General features: G+C 60.8%; 16 protein-coding genes. 12 read left to right on the top strand and 4 right to left on the bottom strand.

The window, feature by feature from the left end:
• Position 1 precedes the first annotated feature (1 nt).
• The 3 genes from ACVWVP_RS11000 to ACVWVP_RS10990 all read left to right on the top strand — a co-directional run bounded on the left by ACVWVP_RS11000 (position 2) and on the right by ACVWVP_RS10990 (position 9068).
• Positions 2–934, top strand: a complete 933-nt coding sequence (locus tag ACVWVP_RS11000) for a D-2-hydroxyacid dehydrogenase (RefSeq protein WP_457405769.1) — start codon at positions 2–4, stop codon at positions 932–934.
• A 138-nt stretch (positions 935–1072) separates the two neighbouring features.
• A complete protein-coding gene (locus ACVWVP_RS10995) occupies positions 1073–4582 on the top strand; it encodes an OspG family effector kinase (protein WP_457405767.1) in 3510 nt (1169 codons plus the stop codon).
• A gap of 46 nt (positions 4583–4628) precedes the next feature.
• Complete coding sequence (locus ACVWVP_RS10990) at positions 4629–9068, top strand: SET domain-containing protein-lysine N-methyltransferase (protein ID WP_457405764.1); 4440 nt, start codon at positions 4629–4631, stop codon at positions 9066–9068.
• Between the two features lie 48 nt (positions 9069–9116).
• Here the strand turns inward: ACVWVP_RS10990 and ACVWVP_RS10985 are convergent, their stop codons facing one another.
• Positions 9117–9701 (bottom strand): nitroreductase family protein, encoded by a 585-nt coding sequence (locus ACVWVP_RS10985; protein WP_176995308.1) that lies wholly within the window; start codon positions 9699–9701, stop codon positions 9117–9119.
• Positions 9702–9855: 154 nt separating this feature from the next.
• On the opposite strand from ACVWVP_RS10985, the gene ACVWVP_RS10980 reads away from it, so the two are divergent.
• Both ACVWVP_RS10980 and ACVWVP_RS10975 read left to right on the top strand, forming a co-directional pair.
• The gene (locus ACVWVP_RS10980) at positions 9856–10305 is read left to right on the top strand and encodes a YcgN family cysteine cluster protein (RefSeq protein WP_003172524.1); all 450 of its coding nucleotides are present in this window, start codon (positions 9856–9858) and stop codon (positions 10303–10305) included.
• A 14-nt stretch (positions 10306–10319) separates the two neighbouring features.
• Positions 10320–11540 carry a hypothetical protein gene (locus ACVWVP_RS10975; RefSeq protein ID WP_457405762.1) on the top strand — a complete coding sequence of 407 codons (1221 nt, stop codon included), beginning with the start codon at positions 10320–10322 and terminating at the stop codon, positions 11538–11540.
• Between the two features lie 141 nt (positions 11541–11681).
• Here the strand turns inward: ACVWVP_RS10975 and ACVWVP_RS10970 are convergent, their stop codons facing one another.
• The 3 genes from ACVWVP_RS10970 to ACVWVP_RS10960 all read right to left on the bottom strand — a co-directional run bounded on the left by ACVWVP_RS10970 (position 11682) and on the right by ACVWVP_RS10960 (position 13600).
• Positions 11682–12023, bottom strand: coding sequence for a YgaP family membrane protein (locus ACVWVP_RS10970; protein ID WP_259173475.1), 342 nt, complete (start codon positions 12021–12023; stop codon positions 11682–11684).
• Positions 12024–12090: 67 nt separating this feature from the next.
• A complete protein-coding gene (locus tag ACVWVP_RS10965) occupies positions 12091–12558 on the bottom strand; it encodes an RNA methyltransferase (RefSeq protein ID WP_003189607.1) in 468 nt (155 codons plus the stop codon).
• Between the two features lie 97 nt (positions 12559–12655).
• Entirely contained in the window at positions 12656–13600 is a 945-nt protein-coding gene (locus ACVWVP_RS10960; protein WP_178921568.1) for a LysR family transcriptional regulator, read from the bottom strand.
• Positions 13601–13789: 189 nt separating this feature from the next.
• Here ACVWVP_RS10960 and ACVWVP_RS10955 point away from each other — a divergent pair, with 189 nt between their 5' ends.
• The 7 genes from ACVWVP_RS10955 to ACVWVP_RS10925 are packed head-to-tail and all read left to right on the top strand — an operon-like array spanning position 13790 to position 23302.
• On the top strand, positions 13790–15436 hold the full coding sequence (locus ACVWVP_RS10955) for a DUF1302 domain-containing protein (protein ID WP_178921566.1): 1647 nt from the start codon (positions 13790–13792) through the stop codon (positions 15434–15436).
• A gap of 38 nt (positions 15437–15474) precedes the next feature.
• A complete protein-coding gene (locus tag ACVWVP_RS10950) occupies positions 15475–16824 on the top strand; it encodes a DUF1329 domain-containing protein (protein WP_178921564.1) in 1350 nt (449 codons plus the stop codon).
• Positions 16824–17867: a WD40/YVTN/BNR-like repeat-containing protein gene (locus tag ACVWVP_RS10945; protein ID WP_178921562.1), complete on the top strand. Its 1044-nt coding sequence runs from the start codon at positions 16824–16826 to the stop codon at positions 17865–17867. Before ACVWVP_RS10950 ends, ACVWVP_RS10945 begins: the two co-directional genes overlap by 1 nt.
• Positions 17864–20278: an efflux RND transporter permease subunit gene (locus ACVWVP_RS10940; RefSeq protein ID WP_178921560.1), complete on the top strand. Its 2415-nt coding sequence runs from the start codon at positions 17864–17866 to the stop codon at positions 20276–20278. Before ACVWVP_RS10945 ends, ACVWVP_RS10940 begins: the two co-directional genes overlap by 4 nt.
• Positions 20275–21504, top strand: coding sequence for an MFS transporter (locus tag ACVWVP_RS10935; protein WP_178921558.1), 1230 nt, complete (start codon positions 20275–20277; stop codon positions 21502–21504). The genes ACVWVP_RS10940 and ACVWVP_RS10935 overlap by 4 nt, the downstream gene beginning before the upstream one ends.
• A 35-nt stretch (positions 21505–21539) precedes the next feature.
• Positions 21540–22517 carry a fumarylacetoacetate hydrolase family protein gene (locus tag ACVWVP_RS10930; RefSeq protein ID WP_259173468.1) on the top strand — a complete coding sequence of 326 codons (978 nt, stop codon included), beginning with the start codon at positions 21540–21542 and terminating at the stop codon, positions 22515–22517.
• On the top strand, positions 22514–23302 hold the full coding sequence (locus ACVWVP_RS10925) for a cyclase family protein (RefSeq protein WP_178921554.1): 789 nt from the start codon (positions 22514–22516) through the stop codon (positions 23300–23302). Before ACVWVP_RS10930 ends, ACVWVP_RS10925 begins: the two co-directional genes overlap by 4 nt.
• Position 23303 lies beyond the last annotated feature (1 nt).

The following is a 23303-nucleotide window of genomic DNA, read 5'->3' as shown; positions in this document are numbered from 1 at the left end:
CATGCGTGTTCTGATTGCTGAACAGGATCACCCGCTCTACGCCCAGTTGCTGAGCGCAGCGGCTCCGGACCTTGAGGTGCTCACCAGCGGCGACTCGGCCGAGCTGTCGCGCCTGGCCGCCGATTGCCCGGTATGGCTGGGCCAGCCAGACCTGCTGGCGACGCTGTTGCGCCAAGGTCATCATCCGCAATGGCTGCAATCGACCTGGGCCGGTATCACGCCGCTGTTGGCCGATGGCTTGCCCCGCGACTATCGCCTCACCCGTGCGGTGGGCATCTACGGCCAGGTCATGGCTGAGTTCGTGCTCACCTATATGCTCGGCCACGAGCGTGAAGTGCTGGCGCGGCTGGTCAGCCAGGTCGAGCGCAAGTGGGACAATCGCATGGGCCAGAGCCTGGCGGGGCGCAAGGCGTTGATCGTGGGCACCGGCGATATCGGCCAGGGTGTTGCCGAGTTCCTGGTGCCGTTCGGCGTGAAGCTGTACGGCATTGCCAGTGCCGCCCGGGAGCAGGCGCCGTTCATCGAAGTGGCCGGGCTGGACCAGTTGGGCCGCCTGGTGGGCGAGGTGGATTACGTGATCAACCTGCTGCCCAACACCCCCAACACCCACGACCTGTACGACGCGGCGTTGTTCAAGCAATTCAAGCCGACCGGGTTGTTTATCAACGTCGGGCGCGGTGTGTCGGTGGTGGATGCCGACCTGGTCGAGGCCTTGAAGGAAGGGCACCTGGCCGGCGCGGTGATCGATGTGTGCCGCCAGGAACCTCTGCCACAACGGCATCCGTTCTGGACCGCCTGGGGGCTGTTGCTGACGGGGCACAGCTCGGCGCCAACGTCGCCGGAGTTGATGGTGGAGTTGTTTGTGCAAAACCTGCGGGCGTATCAAGCCAAAAAAGCACTGCGTGGGGCTGTGGATTTCGCACGGGGTTATTGACCCAAATACAGTGGCATTGACATAAGCACTGACAGTCAAGCGGGAACTGCTTCCCTGGGGATTAACACCCAGTGAACGCCAACCAGGCCGAAAGGCGTGGGTGGCAGGAAGTATTCCCGCTATGGACAGGTCACTACTATGCACGCCATCAATGCCCTACGTACTCCATCATATTCCGTAACAAGCGCAGGTGATCAAACACCGCCACCCTCGACGAACCTCCCGCTACAGTCGCCAAACCGTCAGGTGCAGGCCCCGACGCTCGACAACCCGGCGGCGTTGAAAAGGGCTTTCGGCGACAGTTGCAACTGGCTAGCCCTGGCAAAAAAACTCAAGGATGTCACACAAGCCTTGAGCGAGGCTTATCCTGATCAAGCGCTGGCAGCGCCGCATCAGCAGGGCAGCGGTTTTCAGGCGGACTTGGCAGCACGCTTGAAAAACACCACGATCCATGTGTGTGAGGACTCCACCTATTTTCAGCAGCATCCTCTGACGTCTTCCAGTCTGGACGCCTTTCTGGCGGCCAGTGGCCTGAGCGTACCGAAATCCATTGGCGCGCTGATCGAACTCAATAACGTGGTCGCCAAGAACGCTCAGGTACATCCCCTGGGCAATTTCAGTGGCGCACTCGCCTGGCCTGTACCGTTGTCGAATCAGGACCAGGATTCGTTGGCTGCCTGGCTGCAAAGTGATTCGTCCGGCCTGCCGGGGGTGCCATTGGCCGAGGGTGCCAAAGGGGTGCTGGGGCACTTGCTCAGTGGCAGTGCTGTGTCCGAGTCTGACTTGAAGAGGCCGAGCCTGGCGATTGAGAAACTGCTCGGCTCACCCAAGGCCCAGGCGCTGGGGAAAGCCCTGCAGGACAAATTGGGTGGTATTGCCACGGACACCAGCATCAATGACTACCTTTTGGCAGCTATTCATGTCGGGCTTGATCCTGAGTCACGTGGGCGTCCTGCCCCCAACAGTGTTGCCGGGTTTGACCTGGCGCAGCGTTCACACTGGGGCAAACCTGCGTCGGTAGTGATCCAGGCTTTGGCCGAGCACTTGAGGATAAAGGGCAGAGCCTCCCGGCAGACGGCAGATCTGGCCGCACGCCTGCTGCTGGCTCGCCAGGCCCCTGAGTTGCTGGTCAAGGGCGTTCCTTCCAGCGTGACATATGGCAGCCTGCTCTGGACCCAATTTGCGATAGCCACGGCCAAGCTTGAGGCGGACTCCCCCGGCCGAGTCCTGAACATGACCTACAGCGAAGTCCTGGTCGCAGCCGAAGAGATCGGCCCCGGCCTACCGGGCGTTCAAGTGGCCCAGCGCAACGCCCTGACCCTATGGGCAGCGGCCAACGGTGTTGTTGATGGGCGCGACACTTCATCTGTCGCAAGTGAAATGGAACGCATCCGGCTCGCCTACAACAACCAGTTAAGTGTCCTGACGTCTGCAGCGACCTTGCTGCAGACTGAAATACCCGACCGCAAGGCGTTGGCGCTTGCCCAGCTCAAAGCGGCCTTTCCTGAGGTGGAAACCCACGTCTTTGAAGCAAAGACCTTGCAGAAAGCCTGGCTCAATCCAGGGCGGCCCGGTGTGTTTCCTGGCATGCGTTCGATGATGGATATCGTCATGGAGGGAGACACGCTGGGTGATAAGGAACATTGGATTTCCCAGGATAAACGCATCCCCATCCAGCGGTTCTGTGCATTGTCCGAAAGCGGCAAGCTGGATGTATCGGGTGCATTCGCCAGCGCCTATGAGCAAAGCCTCACAGCCCTTGAAAACGGGCATGAGGGTTTGGTTCGCTACCTGATTTCCACGCTGGCGACTGAAGATAGAATGAACTTCGAATATGGCCGGCTGGAGTTTTTTCACACGAATGACTACACCATGGCCATGGACCTCACCACCCCCCTGGCTTTGAAAACCCGGGGGCATACCCTCGATGTCAAGGTAACCCGGGGCGGCGAGACGCATATTTATGAGATCGACACCCGCACGTTCAGCATAAAAAACCGCGACTACTTAAGGTCACGCTACACACCGCCCTATACAACCGGGAAGCTGGAAGATCGCACGGCAAATACCGTTAGTAAGACAGTGCTGTTTGATCCCTTCAAGGAGGAGGCGGCCCAGGCCCGCGAAAAAAACGCGCCGGCAACCGTGCCTGACAGCTTGGGGTCCGAACGCAGTAAATACATTGCGAAGGTTTTCGCCAAGTCTCTCGACTTGCACAATGAAGACCTGCTCAACCACGCCAGGGGCTTCACGTCCTACGACCAGGGGCGTGCCCGGAATGATGCGATAGGTGAGTTCTTTCTCAACCTCATTCCCTTGCGATCGGCCATCGTCAATTTCAGTAACGGCAACTACGCGGCAGGCCTGTTTGACCTCGGGCTGGATGTCATAGGCCTCGTGACGCTGGGGGCCGGGAAGGCTGCACAGGCGAGCAGATTGCTGGCCAAAGGTGTTTCCAGTCTAGGTGCGGTGACCAAAGCCGCGCGCTTGCTGGGGGCTACCGCTGTCGAGGCGTTCAACCCCTTCAGTGGTTTGGTGGATTTGGCCAAGGGAGGCGCCCATTTGCTTGCCAAAGGTGCGCAGAAAGGCGTGGAAACCGTCAACAAGCTCAGGGGGGCCAGTGGCAGTTATGACCTGCTCAAGGCCGCCAGCAAACACTACGGTGAAGCAGCGACCGGCAGCCTCAAAATAGCGGGCCAAAGCACTGAAAACGGTGCAGTGCTCCTCAAGGGCAAATGGTACGGTTTTGACCCTGACAAGATGCGCCCCTACGGCCCACCCCTTGATGGGTTCACGCCAAGAACCCGGGCTGTGGACGGTGCGATCAGCCCCGCGAAAATCGAGCCCTCCCGAGCATTGAGCAATACCCAATTTGGCAACTACAAGGTGCCGGCATCGAGCATTACCGGGCTTACACCTGACAGCCGGGGCGTGTACGTCGCTGCTGATGGGCACCTGTCGCATATCCGGCATACCGACAGCACCGGCCTGAGCGCCGTGTACGAAGTCCGCCAGGTGACCCGTACAGCAGACGGGGCCGTGCAAGCGCGGATCTATCACAACAACCGGCAAACCCCTCTGCTGGTCGAGCATGTCCAGGGTGACCAGTGGCAACGTCTCGGCGCTCAGGGCGGTGGCCTGCCGTCGGTCAAGTCGGACCTTGGGCCGGAGATTGGGCGGGGTGGAGAGGGCATTATCTACGCGAGCCTGGATGGCAAGAGTGTTTACAAAGACCTGGGACCGACGCGACTGACCACTGCCGAGGGCCACACCGATATGGAGGTGGTCAACCTGAACAAATACTACGGCGAAGGCTTTGCCGTGGTGATGATCGATGAGGGGCGTAAGTACATAAAGATGGGCAGGATCGACGGCATCGACCTCAGTCAGATTGAAAAGGGCAGTTTGCCGGCATCCGCGCGGTCGTTACTCGACGATGCATTCGCAGAAATGGAAGCGAAGGACATTTTCCATAACGATCCTCAGTTGAAAAACTTCATGTACTCCGCAAGAGACAACAAAGTGTATCCCGTGGACATGGATGGTCTGCCTGCCGAGTTTATGGTGCCGGGCGTCAGCGATGTGTACTACCGGAGTAAGGAAGAGGCACGCCGCAAGTTCAACGAGCTTCTCGCTAAGGCGCCTTGACAGCGTTACGCCGGACAACCCCTTGACTATGGACAGGTAGCCTCTCATGACGGTCATTAATCCCGCCAACCCCTATTCCCGTGACACCCAGCCGACTGTGCCAGTCGCCAACCCTCTATCGACGGTGGTGGTAGGTCGGCCCCAGACGTCGAGCTCGCAAGGTGCAGCGTCGACGCTGGATAACCCGACCGCGTTGAAAACCGCATTTGGTGACAGCTGCAACTGGCAAGTTCTGGCGAGAAAATTACACACGCTGATTGAAGCACTGAATAAACGGTTCCCCTCAGACATCCCCCTCGTGCAGGGCCAAAACGCCGCCCGGTTTGAAGCCGAGGTAATGGCAGGCCTGAAAAGTGCCTCAATGACGGTGTGCGAAGACTCCACGTTTTACCGCCAACAGGCGCTGACGGCGCCTGCCGTTGTCAGCCTCGAGGCTTTTCTGAAAGGCAGTGGCTTGACCCTTGCGAAAACCTGGGACGCGTTGATCGAGTTGAATCACATCGTGACCCGGCGCGCGCAGGTCCACCCTTTGGGGAATTTCAGCGGTGCGCTGGCTTGGCCGATACCGCTCAGCGTGCAAGCACAGCGGTCAATCATCGACATGCTGCAAAGCCCAACCACCGGGCTGCCCGGCCTGCCGTTGGTGGATACGCACACTGGCGTCCTCGGGTATCTGCTCAGTGGCAGCTCGATCACCGAGAACGACTTGCGCGCGCCAAGCGCTGCGATTGAGACGTTACTTGGCTCACCCAAGGCCCAGGCACTGGGACGGGCGATCCAGGCAAAACTGGATGGGGTTGCCAGCGACAGCAGCCTTAACGAGTACCTGTTGGCTGCGATCCAGTTGGGGCTGGACCCTGAGGCTTTGGCCGCACCGCCGCACACGACAGTCGCCGGTTTTGACCTTGCACAAAAGGGGCATTGGGGCCAGCCACCTTCGACAGTGATCGATGGCCTCAGCCGTCATCTGTTGGAAAAAGGACGGGTGACAGCGCAAACCGCCAATCTGGGTGCTCGGCTGCTAATGGCGAAGTCGGCGCCGCAGTTCCTGGTCAAGGGCATTCCCTCAAGCGTGACTTACGGCAGTGTCACCTGGGTGCAGTTGGCGATTGCGACGGCGCGCATTGAAGCGGATTCTCCAGGGCGTGCGCTCAACCTCAATTACACCCAGGTGCTGGCCCTGGCCGAGCAGCTCAACACGCCCGAGGCTGTTCTTCAGCAGGCTCAGCAACACGCGCTGACCGACTGGGGTGTGGCGAACGGCTTGCTGAAAACCACCGCGCCGACAGATGCCGAGCGTGAGCGGGTAAGAGTGGCCTACAACAGCCAACTGGCGGCCTTGAGGCGTGCCAATACCCTGGCTCAGACGCCCATCCCCAGCCGTCGGGAAATGGCGCTGGATGCGCTGAAACAGGCGTTTCCCGACGTGGACCCCAAGGTGTTCGAAGCGCCAACCCTGCATAAGGCGTTCCTGATCCCAGGCCGTACCGGTCGATTTCCCGGGATGCAGTCCATGCTGGACATCGTCATGCACGGTGGCCCGTTAGGTGCCAATGAGCACTGGGTGTCCCGGGACACGCGCATCCCCATCAAGCCCTTCTGCACTCAGTACGCCGCGGGCAAGCTGGACGTTGCGACAGCCTTCAAGACCGCATACGACCAGGCGATCACGTCGATCGAAGCCGGCCAACAAGGCTTGGCCAACTACTTGATCTCCACGTTGCCGCCCCAGGATCGTGAGAACCTGGAACACGGGCAATTGGAGTTCTTTCATACCAACGACTATACGTTGGCCGTGGACATGACGACCAAACCCACCCTCAGTAATCGGGGCCACACCTTGCAGGTGAAAACCACGCGTGGCGGGGAGGTCAATATTTATGAGATCGACACGCGAAATGCCACGATCAAGAAACAGAATTATCTAAGGAGACGCTATACACCGCCCTATACGGACGAGAACCTGCATCACCGTAACGCCAATGTCGTGAGCAAAACGGTGGTATTTGATCCCTTCAAGGACGAACGGCTCCCCCAGGTCGGCTCGACGCGCAGCGATTACATTGCCAGGGTGTTTGCCAAGTCCCTTGACCTGCGCAACGAGGATTTGCTGCAGCAGGCCAGGGGCGTGACCTCCTTTGATGAAACCGCGGCGACAAACAAGGCCATCGGCGAGTTCTTCCTGAACCTTATTCCCCTGAGATCGGCCATCGTCAATTTCAGCAACGGCAATGTGGCTGATGGTCTGTTCGATTTGAGCCTGGATTTCATCGGATTGGTCACATTGGGCGCCGGCAAGGCGGCGCAAGCGAGCAAGGCGTTATCAAAGGGGGTTTCAAGTCTGCGTGGTGTGGCCAGGGTGGCGCGATTCATCGGCGCGACGGCCATTGAAGCCTTCAATCCCTTGAGTGGCGTGGGCGATTTGACGGTGGGCGCAGCCAGGCTTATCGGTGCGGGTGCGCAACGGGTGCTTTCCAAGGGGCTGGAAACGGTCAATGCGCTGAGGGGCGCCAGCGGCAGTTATGACCTGTTGAAGGCTGTGAGCAAGCACTATGACGGGGCGGCGACGGGCACGTTGAAGGTGGCGGGCGAGTCTGTTGAAGTCGGTGCCGTGTTACACAACGGCAAGTGGTATGCCTTTGATACCGCATTGATGCGTGCTTACGGATGCCCGCTTGAAGACTTCACCGCGCATACCCATGCCGTGGATGGTGTGAGTGGCGCGGCTCATGTGGAGCCAGGCAGCGAGTTGAGTAACACCTTGTTCCGCCACTTCAAAGTTTCCGAGGCGAGCATCAGCGGCCTGTCACGCAACAGCCAGGGGGTTTATGTGGCTGCCAACGGTCATGCCTCCCACATTCGCCACACCGACAATGCTGGGCAAACGGCCGTGTATGAAGTTCGACAAGTGACTCGCACCGAAGAGGGGGCTGTTCAGGCGCGGATCTATCACAACAACCGGCAAACGGAGGTATTAGTCCAGCATATCGAGGGGGATCAGTGGCAACGCCTGGGGGCGAAGGGCGGTGTGCATGTAAACGGCGATCATCTACGGGCGTGGGAAGCCTTGTCCGTACCGGAGCAGCAAAAGGTCACGATTCAGGGGTTTGCCAGGCGGCATCGGCTCAACCCGGCCACCTGGGCACATTACGTTCAGGCTGACGGCCGTTTGAGCGTCGCGGGCGTCATCCTGCGCGACCGCGCCGCGGGTGTACCGTTGAATGCGATTACACCCAGGCACATTCGTGACTGGCAGGGCATGACGCAGCAAGCACGTGATGCAATGACCATGGAGGGCTTCGCCAGTGGCCACAATCTGGGGATCGCTGATTTCAAGGGGCACGTGAGGCAATCCGGTGGCCTTATGGGCCGTGGCGAGGCGTTGTTGTTCAGGGCTGCCGGCGGTACGTACGACACCCTCACAGACACGCATTTGCAGCAGTGGAGCCAGCTTTTCCAACAGCCCGGTAATCGCGTCACCCCTGAGGCGTTCAGACGTCAACACAACCTCAATCCTGTCACGTGGGTCACCTTTGTCTATGTCGATGGCACCTTGAGCCCGGCGGGCTTGAAGCGCAGCGCGCGTGCGCCAGCGGGTGTTCCCGTTCTGCCTCCGACTGTGCAGCCGCCTCCTGGGGCATCGCGCAAACGACCAGCTTCTGACCCCATCGACCCGCCGCAACAGGAACCGCTGGACCTGTCGATGCCCAAACCCTCACCTCCAGCACCGGCGCCGAACGTACCGGTTCCCGGGCCGTCCAGGACTGTCCCGACCGTCGTCAAGATCGAGCCCGGCGTCACGACACCTCGTACCCTGTCGTCCCATCAGGTCGACAATTCGCTACCGATTCTGCAAGACCCGCGAGACCCCAAGATCAGCTTGACCCTCGCGCTGGAGGGGCCTATCGATGACATTCGGATCTCCCATTGGAATGGTCTGTTGGACGGTCTGGGTTCGGCAGAAAAAAAAGCGGTCGCTGATCGCATCAAGGCGTCCATAAAAGACTGGCTGCGCAGCGAAGGGCAGCACGGAACGAAGTTTGATGAAACATTGGAGGTCGTCACGCCACTGGACGATGGCGGGCCGGCGCGAGGGGCTTCGGTGTGGGCACGACGCGACATTCCCCAGTTCGAGGTGCTGGGGCCTTATTCAGGCAAATATCATGCGTCAGAGGCCTCATTATTTGAGGAGCAGCGCAAACAAGGCTCGCGAGCGGTGTTGACCTATCTGTTCGGCACGCGCTCGGGTACACGTTCGGTGAGTGCGTTCAACACCGGAAACACCCTGAGCCTGGTCAATACGGCGCAGTTGAGGAACGGGCCGGCGTGGCAGGCGAATAATGTCGCGTCCATCTCGGTGGGAAAAAACCTGACTTTCTATGTGTCGCTCAAGGACATCAAGGCCGGTGATGAGTTACTGCTGGACTATGGGCCTTATTACAACCCGGTGCCCGACATCGCGATCAAACCTGATCCCGACGCCTGACCGATCAGCGATAAAGCTGCATCCTTGGCGATGCAGCTTCATTCGGCATCAAAGGCTGAAATCACCTTCGGACACCAACTCGCTCAAGGGCCGACGTGGGCTCGGCGTTTCACGGCCTTGCAGGTACTCCGGCAAGGTCGACTTGTCACCCAGCTTGCCCACGGCCACGGCGGCGTGCAGCGCGTAGCCTTCGGGAATCTTCAACTCTTTGCGGGTCAGCTCCTGGTCGAAACCGGCCATGCCGTGGGTGTGCCAGCCGCTGAGGCTGGCTTGCAGCGCCAGGTGGCCCCAGGCCGAACCGGTGTCGAAGGTGTGCCACAGGGCCGGGGTTTCTTCGCTGGCGCCGGGGGCGGTGAAGTCGGTTTTCGAGGCGATGATCACCAGGGCCGACGCGTGTTGCGCCCAGCCACGGTTGAATTCATTGAGCAGGCCCAGGAAGCGCTCCCAGTCCGGCGTGTCGCGGCGCGCGTAGAGAAAACGCCAGGGCTGCGAGTTGTAGGCCGACGGCGCCCAGCGCGCGGCTTCGAAGAAGCTCAGCAGGGTTTCCTGGGAGATGGTTTCGCCGGTGAAGGCGCGGGGCGACCAGCGTTCGGTGAACTGGGTGTGGATCGGATAATCGGCAACACGTGTCATGGAGCAGTTCCTGATCGTCAATTCGGCGTTCAAAGCTACTGCGCGGCCACTAGACTGACAAGTGTTGTTACACCGCCAGTCGTAAGCGCTTGGCCCCGGGGGCCTCTGGCACTAGACTGGCGGCCTTTTCACCTACCGATACTGATGTAGAGCCATGGCCGCCAAAGTCGAACCTTTCTGGATACGCAAAACCCTCGAACACCTCGACCAGGAGGAATGGGAGTCGTTGTGCGACGGCTGCGGCCTGTGCTGCCTGCAAAAGCTCGAAGATGAAGACGACAACAGCGTCTATTACACGCGTATCGCCTGCAAACTGCTGGACCTCAAGACCTGCCAGTGCACCGACTACCCCAACCGCCGTGCGTCGGTGCCCGACTGCATCCAGCTCACCCCGGGCCAGGCCGACCAGTTCAAATGGCTGCCGCCGACCTGTGGTTACCGCCTGGTCAGCGAGCGCAAGGACTTGCCGCTGTGGCACCACCTGGTGTGTGGCGACCGCGACGCCGTACACCACGAACGCATTTCCCAGTCCGGGCGCATGCTCAGCGAAGGCAGCGTGCCCGAAGATGACTGGGAGGATTACCTGATCTTCCGCGCGGGCTGAAAAAAGGAGTGTGTATGAGGCTGGGATCCAAGCTGGCGGCGACCCTGGTGCTGTTGTCGCTGAGCCTGCCGGGCTGGTGCGCGAAGAAGGTCGACCTCGATTATCACGTCAAGCTGCTGCCCCAGAGCGACCAGGCCGAAGTGCGCGTGAGCCTGTCCCAGGGCGCGGCCGTGCGCAGCCTCGACTTCGACCTGGGCCATGACGGTGACTACAGCGACTTCAAGGCCGACGGCCAGTGGAAAGTCACCGGCACCCGTGGCCTGTGGCAGCCCGGCGCGAGCAAGGCCAGCCTGACGTACCGCGTTCGCCTCACCCATGCACGCAAACCGGGTCTCTATGAAGCCCGCATGACGCCAAGCTGGGCGCTGTTCCGTGGCGAAGACCTGGTGCCGGCCGCACGGTTGGACCAGCAGGATGGGGTCGAGCTGGTGTCGCGGCTGGTGTTCGAGTTGCCGGCCGGCTGGAAAAGCGTCGAAACCGCCTGGCCACGTATCGGCAAGAACAAATTCCGCATCGACAACGTTTCGCGTCTGTTCGACCGGCCCACCGGCTGGATGCTTGCCGGCAACCTCGGCAGCCGGCGCGTGCGCCTTGGGGAAACCGAAGTCACCGTGGCCTCGCCCAAGGGCCAGGCCATGCGCCGCATGGATGTGCTGACCCTACTGACGTTCGTCTGGCCCCAGGTGGAGGCGGCATTTCCGCGCCATCCGGCCAAATTGCTGGTGGTGGGCGCGAGTGACCCGATGCGCCGTGGCGTGTTTTCGTCGCGGGACTCGATCTACCTCAACAGCCGCACGCCGTTGGTCAGCGAGAACGGCAGCAGCCCGTTGATCCGTGAGGTGGTGCAGGCGATCGGCCGCTTCAACGACCATGAAAGCAGTGACTGGATCAGCGAAGGTTTGGGTGAGTACTACGCCATTGAGTTACTGCGGCGTGCCGGTGGCATCACCGATGAACGGTATGCCGCGATCCAGACGCGCCTGAACCATGAGGGCAAGGACGTCACCACGCTGCGTGGCGAGCACGTCGGTGCGGCGACGGTTGCGCGGGCGGTGGTGGTGTTGCAGGAGTTGGACCGGGAGATCCGCGTGAAGACCCACAACAAGCGTTCACTGGATGACCTGGCCCAGGCGGTGATGCGCGCCAACAGCATCACCACGCCAGAGTTTGTGCAGTTGGCTGAAAGCATTATTGGCGAGTCGTCGGTGGTGCTGGATAGCAAATTACTGCGCTGATTCCAAACCTTGCACTATCCAATGTGGGAGCGGGCTTGCTCGCGAATGCGGTTTATCAGTTCAAGATGAGTTAACTGACACACCGTCTTCGCGAGCAAGCCCGCTCCCACATTTAGATCTCCATTGTTTGGACGATCCCTGTTAGCCAGTGGTTTTTTCAGCGGCCACTTCAGCCTTGGTCTTCAAGTTTTTCAACTCGGCGCCCGCGCGTTCGATCTTCGTGCGCACGCTGTTCATTTCCTGGCGGCCCTGTTCCAGCTTGTCCTTGAGCGAGCTGTGCCCGGTAAAACCACGGGCCAGGGCCACGCCGCCGATCGCTACCTGGATCAAGCCGAAAATGCCGCCACGGCGCAGGCCTTTACCCACCATCATCACGCCACCGGCCACCGAGCCGATGCGTTCCCAGCCATGCACGTTCTGTGTCGGTGGGGTTTCAAACGGCGTGTGCTCGATGATAGGTCGCAGGGTTTTGCTGTCGCTCATGATCTGTCTCCAACAAGGGCAAAGGTAAACAGCTGACTGCCCGCAGGCGCCGGATGTTCCCGCAGAATCAGTATTTGGGGCCCGAACGGGTGTTGTTGCCCTTGGCCAGGCGGTCATAGAGCACCACGTTGACGGTCGCCGCGAGGTTCATGCAGCCGGTGGTCGGGATGTACACCACGTCTTCACACCAGTCACGGATCTCCTTGTCGAGGGAGCCGTCCTCAGGGCCGAAGATATACAGCGCGCGGTCCGGGTGGGTGTATTCGGGCAGCGGGCGGGCGCCCTCCACCAGTTCCACGGCGACGGGGATGCAGCCCAGGGGCAGGATCTTTTTCAGGTCATCGATGCCGATCAGCGGAATGTCGTGGTGGACCTTCTTGGTGTCGGTGATGAAGTCCCGGGCGCGCTCGTAACGCACGCCGGTGTAGAACACCGAGGCCACGCCGTAGCAGCCGGCGGCGCGCATCACCGAACCGACGTTTTCGGGGGATTTGGGGTTATACAGACCGATGCAGCTGTAGCGTTTATTGCCCACGGGGAAGGGTGCCTTGGAGAAAAAACGCGATTATACGGCCTGGAGGTGATGCGGTCTTGGACGATCGTTATGCAACCAAGTACAAGGGTCGGACGCTCTAGCGTTGATTCGAGCGGTCTGGGCTACCTGCACGCAGGGTATATTCCGCAGCCAACTCCTGCAGCATATTGCGTATCCAGCGATGGGCTGGGTCGCTGTCGAGCACTTTATTCCACAGGGTGAATTCCCGTAGCAGTGGCATCTCAAACGGCGGCGTCAGGACACGTAACGACAGAAAGTCCTTGTACAGCGTCGCCAGGCTGCGGGGTATCACGGCCACCCGCTGAGTGCCTACCAGCAGATGCGGCACGGTGTTGAAGCTGCTGGTGGTCAGTTCCACCCGGCGGGCTTGGCCATAACCCTGCAGGATCTTTTCGCTGAAGCTCGGTTCGCGGGCGCTGCCGAAGTTGACCGCGATATGGCCCAACTTCAAATATTCTTCCAGGCTCAGGTGCTCGCCCACCAGGTTGTTTTGCGACCAGACCACGCACTGGTAGTCATCCTCGAATAACAATTCCTTGGCATGCAGGTCGGACAAGTACTGATCCGGCATGATCACAAAGTCCACTTCGCCTTGGGTCAGCATCTGGTTGTAGTGATCGGAGGCGTGCTGGATGTCCAGTGTGATATGCGGCGCGCGTTGCTGCAGGCGCTGGGCCAGCGGCCCCAGAATTACCGTGGTCACGAAGTCGGTGGCAATCAGCTTGAAGTGCCGCTTGCAGGTCAGCGGGTCGAATTCGGGCTTGTTAACGATGGTCGACTGAATATCCAGCAACACTCGTCGCACGGGCTCCGTTAGCCCTTGGGCAAGCGGCGTAGGGAGCATCTTACGACCGACCTGCACCAGCAACTCATCATCAAAATAATCGCGCAGGCGCCCGAGCAACCCGCTGGCTGCTGACTGGCTGACGTTCAAACGCGCAGCGGCGCGGGTGATGTTTTGCTCGGTCAGCAGCGTGTCGAGCACCACCAGCAAGTTCAAATCCAAGTGATGAAAACGCATGGCCCTGCCCCCAGAAGAGTACGGCGCTTTGTATCACTTTTTTTGGATGGGTGGCATCCCGATAATCGATTGTTCGGATTGTTTGGCCGTCCCTATGATCGACCCAGAACCTGCAGGAGCGCAGCTTCGCAACAGACCTTTCAAGACAAAAATAACAAGTCAGAGGTTGGTACGATGAGACGGATACCTATGAGCGGCTGCCAAGCGACCGCCCTGGCCACCGCGCTGGCCGCAGTTGGCTGTTTGCCCCACGCGGGCGCTTTTGAAATCGACACTGGCGACTCCGACCTGCGCCTGCGGTGGGACAACACGCTCAAGTACAACGCCGCCTGGCGCGTCAAAGACCGTGACAGCAAGCTGGTGAGCGCGGTCAATCAGGACGACAGTGACCGCAATTTCAGCAAAGGCCTGATCTCCAACCGGGTGAACATCCTGTCGGAATTCGATGCGCGCTATAACAACTTCGGCGCACGCGTCAGCGCCGCCGGCTGGTACGACAACGTCTACGAAAACCGTAACGATAACGACTCGCCAGGCACTGCCAACCAGCGCTCCGTTAACTACGACCACTTTACCGACGACACCCGCAAACTGCATGGCAGCAATGCCGAGATCCTCGACGCGTTTGTATTCGGCAAGGGCAACATCGGCGAGCTGCCCAGCAGCTTCCGGCTGGGGCGCCATACCGTGCTGTGGGGCGAAAGCCTGTTCTTCGGCGCCAACGGCATCGCGGCGGGGCAAGCGCCCGTGGATATCATCAAGGCCACCTCGGTGCCCAACACACCGTTCAAGGAACTGATTCGCCCGGTCAATCAGTTCTCCGGGCAGATCCAATTGCGGCCCAATGTTTCGGTGGCGGCGTATTACCAGTTTGCCTGGGAAGAGAATCGCATCCCGGCGGTGGGCAGCTATTTTTCCACCTCGGATGCCGTGGGTGAAGGCGGCGAACGCTTGATTGTCGGCGGTCCGATTGGCCCCAATCGGCAACCGCTGGCGTTCTTTCGCGGCAAGGACATCAAGCCCGACGACAAGGGCCAGTACGGCCTGTCGCTGCGTTTTTCCCCGGAAGACTGGAACACCGACTTCGGCCTCTACGCCATCCGTTACCACGCCAAAGACCCGATGATTTACACCCATGCCAACCCCACCGGGCCGAATGTTCAGACCGGCCAGTTGGGCGATTACGAACTGGTGTATGCCGAAGGCATTCGTGCGTATGGCGCCAGTTTCAGCACCTCGGTGGGCGATGCCAATGTCGCCGGCGAAGTGTCGGTACGGCGCAATACGCCGCTGGTCAGTCTGTCCCAGGCCAACCCCACTGGCCTTGGCGACAACGACAGCCACGCGCTGTATGCGGTCGGCAACTCGCTGCACGCGCAACTCTCCAGCCTCTATTCGTTTAACAGCAACGGCTTTTGGGATTCCGCCAGCCTGGCCGGCGAAGTGGCCTGGCACCGACGCACCAGCATCACCAAAAACGCTGCCGCGCTGGACCCCAACAGTGAACGCGATGCCTGGGGATTGCGCATGAGCTTCACGCCGAATTTTTTCCAGGTGTATCCCGGTGTCGACCTGAGTGTGCCACTGGGGCTGGGCTACAACCCCAAGGGGCGTTCTTCGGTGATCAGCAAGTTCAACAACGGCGTGGGCGACAAGGGCGGCGATGTCAGCGTGGGCCTGCAGCTCGAGTACCTGCAAACTTGGAAGGCCGGCCTCAACTACACGCACTACATCGGTGGCGCCGACAACTTCCTCGACAGCCGCAATGCCAACACCTACGGGCAACCGCTCAAGGACCGCGACTTTATTGCCTTCACCGTCCAGCGGTCGTTCTGAACACAGCAGCACAACAACAATAAACAGAGGTGCGTTTCATGAAACTCCAACCGTTGATGCTTGCGGGTCTGCTGGTGGCCGTTGCGCCCTCCGCCTGGGCGGCGACCGAGGCCCAGGCCCAGCTACTCAAGTCCACGCTGACCCCGCTGGGCGCCGAGCGCGCCGGCAATGCCGATGGCAGCATTCCTGCGTGGGACAAGGGCTTTACCCAAGTGCCGGCTGGCGTCAACCCGGGGCCGCGGCTGCCGGACTACTTTGCCGCTGACAAACCGCTGTACTCGGTTACCCCACAGAACGTTGCGCAGTACGCCGACAAGCTCAGCGACGGGCAAAAAGCACTGTTCGCCAAATACCCGACCTACCGGATCGACGTGTACCCGAGCCGGCGCACGGCTGCCGCACCGCAATGGGTCTACGACAACACGCTGAAAAACGCCACCAGCGCGCACCTCACCAGCCAGGGCAACACCCTGGAAGGCGCCAGCGGCGGTATTCCATTTCCCATTCCCACCACCGGCGCCGAGGTGATCTGGAACCATCACTTGAGCTGGCGTGGCGTGGCGTGGAAGAACGACTACAACGTGTACGTGATTACCGCCAGCGGCCAGCGCATCTTGTCCGCTACCGTGCAGGCACAGCGCGAGATGCCGTACTACTTCCAGGACGGTAAATCCGAATACAAAGGCGTGTACTGGATGACCCGCCTGGTCAACCTCGGCCCGCCGCAGCGTGCCGGTGAAGCGCTGCTGGGACGCGAACCGCTGGATTACGCCAGCGGCGGCCCGCAATCCTGGGTCTATCTGGCCGGCCAGCGCCGGGTGCGCAAACTGCCGGTGTCGTCCTATGACACGCCAACGCCCACCAGCTCCGGCGTCGCCAACTTCGACGAAGTTTCGGTATTCACCGGCCCGCTGGACCGTTACGACTGGAAGATCGTCGGCAAGCAAGAAATGCTGATTCCCTACAACAGCAACAAAATTTTGCAACCGGCCAAGGATGATGCGGTCCTCAGTGAACGCTTCCTCAACCCCGACCACATGCGTTGGGAACTGCACCGCGTATGGGTGATTGAAGGCAACTTGGTTGCCGGCAAACGCCACAGCATGCCCAAGCGCCGGCTGTACGTAGACGAAGACACCTGGATGGCGGTTTTGGGGGACAGCTGGGACGCCAACCACCAGTTGTGGCGCACCTATTTTCAACTGCCGTACCTGATGCCGCAGTTGCCTGGCCTGGTGCGCGGCTTGTACGGCCAGTACGACCTGCAGACCGGCGCGTGGATGGCACACAACGTGGTCACCGAAAAACGTGTGCACAACGACGTGGTTGCGCCGTTTCCTGACAGTGATTTCAGCCCGGACGGCCTGGCTGCCGACGGGGTGCGTTGATGCCTCGTTATTACTACTGGCTGGCGCTGGGCCTGCTCGGCGCCAGCCTGGCAACCCAGGCCAGTGAAGCATCGGTCAGCGATGTTTTATTGCGCCCGGCTCTCAAGGTGAGCGCGCCGCAACAAGCGGTGTTGATCGACATCACCCGCGCCGGCACGCGGCTGGTCGCTGTCGGCGAGCAAGGTCTGATTCTGCTCTCGGACGACAACGGCCGGCACTGGCGCCAGGCCGCGGTGCCTGCCAGTGTGAGTCTCACGTCGGTGAGCTTTGTGTCTGCCTTGCAAGGCTGGGCGGCAGGGCATGCGGGCGTGGTGTTGCACACTGTCGATGGCGGTGAGCGCTGGACCCTGCAACTGGACGGCAAACAGTCAGCCCAGCGGGTGCTCGATGCCGTGCCCTCCGGCAACCGGCAGCAACTCAACATTGCCCAACGGTTTGTCGCCGACGGTGCCGACAAACCCTGGCTGGCGGTCCATTTCAGCAACGAGCGCGAAGGCATCGTGGTGGGCGCCTTTGGCCTGATCCTGCACACCAGCGACGGCGGCGCCACCTGGCAGTCGTGGGTCGATCGCCTGCCCAATCCGGCCGGCAACCACCTGTATGCAATCGCCACCCAGGGCCTGCGCATCTACATTGTTGGCGAGCAGGGCACCATATGGACATCGGCGGACGGCGGCGCGAGTTTCATCCGCTTGAGCAGCCCCTATGACGGCAGTTTTTTTGCCTTGGATGTGTCCCCTGACGGTGATGTTCTCGTGGCGGGATTGAAGGGCAATGTATGGCGCAGCAACGATCAAGGTGTGCACTGGCAAGCCGCGCCAAACCCATTTAACAGCAGTGTCATGTCGGCCCGCTCGCTGGGCAGGGCGGGCGTAATGCTCGCCGACCAGAGCGGTCACCTGTTACTCAGCACGCCAGGAGCTGCGCTGCGTGAGCAAGGCGTATCGGCAGCTGTGTCGTCATTTATCCAAGCGGCGGACGGACAATGGATCACGGTCGGCGCACGGGGCATCCAGCGCGTGGAACAGGTGAACGTGCAATGACCGATCTCAGTCATCCTGGCGAACAGAGTCTCAAGGCATTTGATCGGCGTTCCGGTTCGCTGGTCGAACGTGCGCTGTTCAACCATCGTGCGTGGGTGCTCTGGCTGTGCCTGCTGCTGACCCTCGGCCTCGGTGCCGCGAGCACGCGCCTTGGGCTTAACGCCAGCTTCGAAAAAATGATCCCTACCGGGCATCCCTACATCGCCAACTACCTGGCCAATCAACCAGAGCTTACTGGCCTGGGCAACGCCGTGCGTATTGCCGTAGAGGCCCCCGGCGGTTCGATCTACGACGCGCACTACCTGGAGCTGCTGGCACGCCTCAATGACAAAGTGTTCCTGTTGCCGGGTGTCGACCGGCCTTTCATGAAGTCGTTGTGGACCCCCAACATGCGCTGGATGGCCGTGACCGAAGAGGGCGTGGAAGGCGGCCGGGTGATCCCTGACGACTACGACGGTTCGCCCGACAGCCTCGACACCGTGCGCCGCAACGCTGCGCGCTCGGGTGAGATCGGCCAGACGATTGCCGTCGACGGCCGCAGCAGCCTGATCTTCGTGCCCTTGATGGACATCGACGCGCAAACCGGCAAGCCGTTGGACTACAGCGCCTTGTCACAACAATTGGAGCGACTGCGCACTGAATTCCAGGCCCAGGGTCTGACCCTGCACATCACTGGTTTCGTCAAAGTGGTGGGCGACCTGATCGAGGGCTTGCGCCAGGTGCTGCTGTTTTTTGCAGCAGCGATTGTGATTGCCACGCTGATGCTTTACGCGTTCACCCGCTGTCTGCGCAGCACGTTGCTGGTGATGGCCTGTTCGTTGGTCGCTGTGGTTTGGCAACTGGGCCTGGTGGCGTTGCTCGGGTTTGAACTTGACCCGTATTCGGTGCTGGTACCGTTTCTGGTGTTGGCCATCGGCATGAGCCATGGCGCACAGAAAATGAACGGCATCATGCAAGACATCGGGCGCGGCATGCACCGCCTGGTGGCGGCGCGCTTCACCTTTCGACGGCTGTTTCTTGCCGGTCTCACCGCGTTGCTGTGTGACGCGGTGGGTTTCGGCGTGCTGATGCTGATCGACATCCAGGTGATTCAAGACCTGGCATTGATCGCCAGCATCGGCGTCGCGGTGCTGGTGTTCACCAACCTGATCCTGCTGCCGATCCTGCTCAGTTATTGCGGGGTCAGCGCCCGTGCAGCCGTGCGCAGCCTGCGCAGTGAAGACGCCGCCCTGTGCGGGAAAAAGCATGCGTTGTGGGCGTTTCTGGACCGCTTCACCCAGCGCCGCTGGGCGACGGTCACGCTGATCGTCAGCGCGTTGCTCGGCGGTGGCGGCTGGTGGATCAGCCAGCAACTGCAAGTCGGTGACCTGGACGCCGGCGCGCCAGAGTTGCGCGCCGACTCGCGCTACAACCGCGACAACGGTTTTATGGTGGCGCATTACGGCGCCAGCAGCGATGTGTTCGCGGTCATCGTGCGTACGCCTGACAACGCGTGCTCCGACTACACCACGTTGATGCGTGTTGATGCACTGGAGTGGCGCTTGCGCCAACTGCCGGGCGTGGAGGCCACGGCGTCACTGGCGAGCCTCAACCGCAGCCTGTTGGTGGGCATGAGCGAGGGTAACCCGAAGTGGTATGACCTGACGCAGAACCAGGCGCTGCTTAATTCGATCACCGGGCGTGCGCCGCGTGAGTTGTTCAATCAAAGCTGCAACACCCTCACGCTTTACACCTACTTGCGCGACCACAAGGCGGTGACGCTCACCCGATTGGTGAATGAAGTTGAAGCGTTTGCCCAGGCCAACAACACCGCAGACGTGAAGTTTTTACTGGCTGCTGGCAATGCCGGTATCGAAGCCGCCACCAACATTGTGGTCAAGCAGGCCAATCACGACATGCTGTATTGGGTGTACGGCGCGGTCATCGTGCTGTGCCTGCTGACTTTCCGTTCGGTGGCGGCCGTGATTTGCGTGGTGCTTCCGCTGATGCTTACTTCGATTTTGTGCGAAGTGCTGATGGTGTGGCTGGGCATCGGCGTCAAGGTCGCGACCTTGCCGGTGATTGCGCTGGGCGTGGGCATCGGCGTGGATTACGCGCTTTACGTGATGAGCATTCTGCTGGCGCGACGCAAAGCCGGAGACAGCCTGTCCCAGGCGTATTACCAGGCCCTGCTGTTCACCGGCAAAGTGGTGATGCTCACCGGCGTCACCCTGGCCGTTGGCGTGGCCACTTGGGCGTTTTCGCCGATCAAGTTCCAGGCGGATATGGGTATTTTGCTGGCGTTCATGTTTTTGCTGAACATGGTCGGCGCACTGGTGCTGCTGCCGGCCCTGGCGCACTTTCTGCTGCCCGCGCCGGCAGCAGCTGTCACGTCTGAACACTCGATAACAACAACAGGAAAAACCTCATGAGTCAGTTCTCGCAAGCCGCTCCCGTGCCGCGTCGGCGCGGTTCGGGCGCATTGTTGTTGCTCGGCAGTTGCCTGCCGGTGCTGGGCGGCGTGTTGATTGCGCCGGTGTTGCCGCGCATCGCCGAACAATTTGCCGGCACGGCCAATGTCGGGCTGCTGGTGCCCATCGTGCTGACATTGCCGGCGCTGATGATCGCGCTGTTTTCACCGTTCGCCGGCTGGCTCTCCGACCGCATCGGGCGTAAGCGTCTGCTGGTGTTGGCGATGCTGCTGTATGGCATCTGCGGGCCGTTGCCGCTGGTGCTGGATGGCCTTGACGCGATCCTGCTCAGCCGAGCTGGGTTGGGGCTGGCCGAGGCGGCCATCATGACCTGCTGCACGGCGTTGATCGGCGACTACTACGACGGTCGTGAGCGCGTGCAATTGCTGTCGTGGCAGACCATCGTTACGTCGCTCTCGGCGACCGCGTTTTTCATGCTTGGCGGGTTTATCGGCGAGCACGGTTGGCGCGTGCCGTTTGCGTTATACATCGTCGGCCTGGTGTTTGCGCCACTGATGCATTGGGTGCTCAGAGAGCCATTACGCCGTGTCAGTGCTGCGCTTGCGGTGCCGCACACAGGGGCGTTTCCAGTGCGCTCACTGTCGGTGATTTGCGCCATGACGCTGTTGGTTGCGCTGGGCTTTTTTATCGTGCCGGTACAAACCGGGTTCCTACTGGAGCACATCGGCATCGACTCGCCGCAGCGCATCGGCATGGCAATTGGCTTGGGCCATTCGGCGGTGTTTCTGGGCGCAATACTGTTCCGTCGCCTGAGTCGGTTCGGGCCTGGGTTGCTGCTGGCGCTGGGGTTCTTGATCTCCGGCGCCGGCATCCTGCTGCTGGCCAATGCCGTGGATTACCGCACGGCGATCATCGCGGTCATGGTCAACGGTCTGGGGGGCGGCCTGGCATTGCCGACGGTGCTGAGTTGGGCGCTATCGACCTTGAGTATCGAACATCGCGGCAAGGGTACCGGCCTGTTCAATGCAGGTTTTTTTGGTGGCCAGTTTGCCAGTCCGTTATTAGTGATGGCCTTGTCCGGCGTGGCGGGCGGTCGCGTCGGCGCCGTGGCACTGGTGGGCTGGGGCCTATTGCTGGCGGCGCTGGTAGCGTTGATTGCGCCTTGGATAGCAGGCAAGCGGTTGCTGGATCCGATTCAGGTCGCCAATGACGTGGTACTGCATTGACCCGACCGCTGTTTACCCTTCAGAAGGATGCACCGATGAAACTCGCTACGTTAAAAAATGGCCAGCGTGACGGCCAGTTAGTGGTGGTCTCCCGGGACTTGCGCCAAGCCGTGATCGCGCAGCCGTTCACCACTTTGCAGCAAGCCCTGGAAAACTGGGCACACGCCGAGCCGGTCTTGAGCCAGCAATATCAAGCACTCAACCAGGGCCAGGTGCCCGAGGCGTTTGCCTTTGACCCGGTCGCTGCCGCTGCGCCGCTGCCGCGAGCCTATCAGTGGTGTGATGGTTCGGCGTTTCTCAATCATGCGCACCTGCTGCAAAAGGCCTTTGACCTGGCGCCGATGAAAGACGAACGCATCCCCTTGATGTACCAGGGCGCCAGCGATGACTTCCTCGGCCCGAGGGATGACGTGCCGTTGCCGGAGGTGAATCACAACATCGACTTTGAGGGAGAGTTTGCGGTGATCCTCGACGAAGTGCCGATGGGCTGCCCTGTCGAGCAGGCGTTGCAATACGTGCGGCTGGTGTTGCTCGTCAACGATGTGAGCCTGCGCGGGTTTCTGCTGCATGAGGTGAGCACCGGCTTCGGTTTTTTGCAGGCTAAGCCCTCGTCGAGTTTTTCGCCTGTGGCCGTTACCCCGCACGCACTCGGCAGTGCCTGGCGCAACGGGCGCGTGTGCTTGCCGTTGACCGTCACGTGGAACCAGAATTGGTTCGGCTCACCGAATGGCGCCGAAATGAGTTTCAGCTTTGCCGACCTGATCGCCCACGCCGCGCGCACCCGGCGTTTGCGTGCCGGGACCATTATCGGCTCAGGTACCGTGTCCAACCTTGACTGTGCGGCAGGTTCGGCGTGCATCAGCGAGCGTCGCGCCATCGAGATGATCGAGCATGGCAAGCCGCTGACCGGGTTCATGAACTTTGGCGACCGCATTCGCATCGAGGCGCTGGACGGCGACGACCAGTCGGTGTTCGGCGCCATCGACCAACGTGTGGTGGAGGCTTCTTCATGAGTGCGCGCCAACGTCGCCTGGTGGACTTATCCGTCGTCCTCGAAAACAACCCCTACACCGACCCACCGCCGTTACTGCCAAAAATCGAATACATCGATCATCAAGCCGGGGAAGCAGAGTTGCTGGCAATGTTCCCGGGCCTGCGCATCGAAGACATGCCGGGCCAGGAGGCCTGGGCCGCAGAACGCCTGAACATCACCACCCACAGTGGCACGCACATGGATGCGCCTTGGCATTACGCGTCCACCACCGACGGCGGCAAGCCCGCCTATGGCATTGATGAGTTGCCGCTGGACTGGTGCCTGCGACCGGGAGTGAAACTCGATTTTCGGCATTTCGCGGACGGGCACGTAGTGACCGCTGCCGAGATAGAGGCCGAACTCAAGCGCATCGACTACGTGCTGCAGCCGCTGGACATCGTGCTGGTGAACACCCGTGCCGGCGCGTTGTTCGGGCAGCCGGGTTATCTCGATGCGGGCGTGGGCATAGGTCGGGAAGGCACCCTTTATCTACTGGAGCGCGGCGTGCGCGTGGTGGGCACCGACGCGTGGAGTTGGGACGCACCGTTCAGTCACACCCGCGCGCGGTTTGCCGCCACCGGCGACAGTTCGTTGATCTGGGAAGGGCACAAGGCCGGGCGCGATATTGGCTACGGGCAGATGGAAAAACTCGCCAACCTGGAAGCGCTACCGGCCTTCGGTTTCGAGGTGTCGTGTTTTCCCTACAAGATCAAACACGCGTCGGCCGGATTTGTGCGGGCAGTCGCGATCTTTGAGGAGGACTAGG

This window comes from Pseudomonas sp. TE24901 (assembly GCF_054058375.1).
The sequence above is the reverse complement of the archived record's forward strand: the minus strand, read 5'-3'. Positions and strand labels throughout refer to the sequence as shown.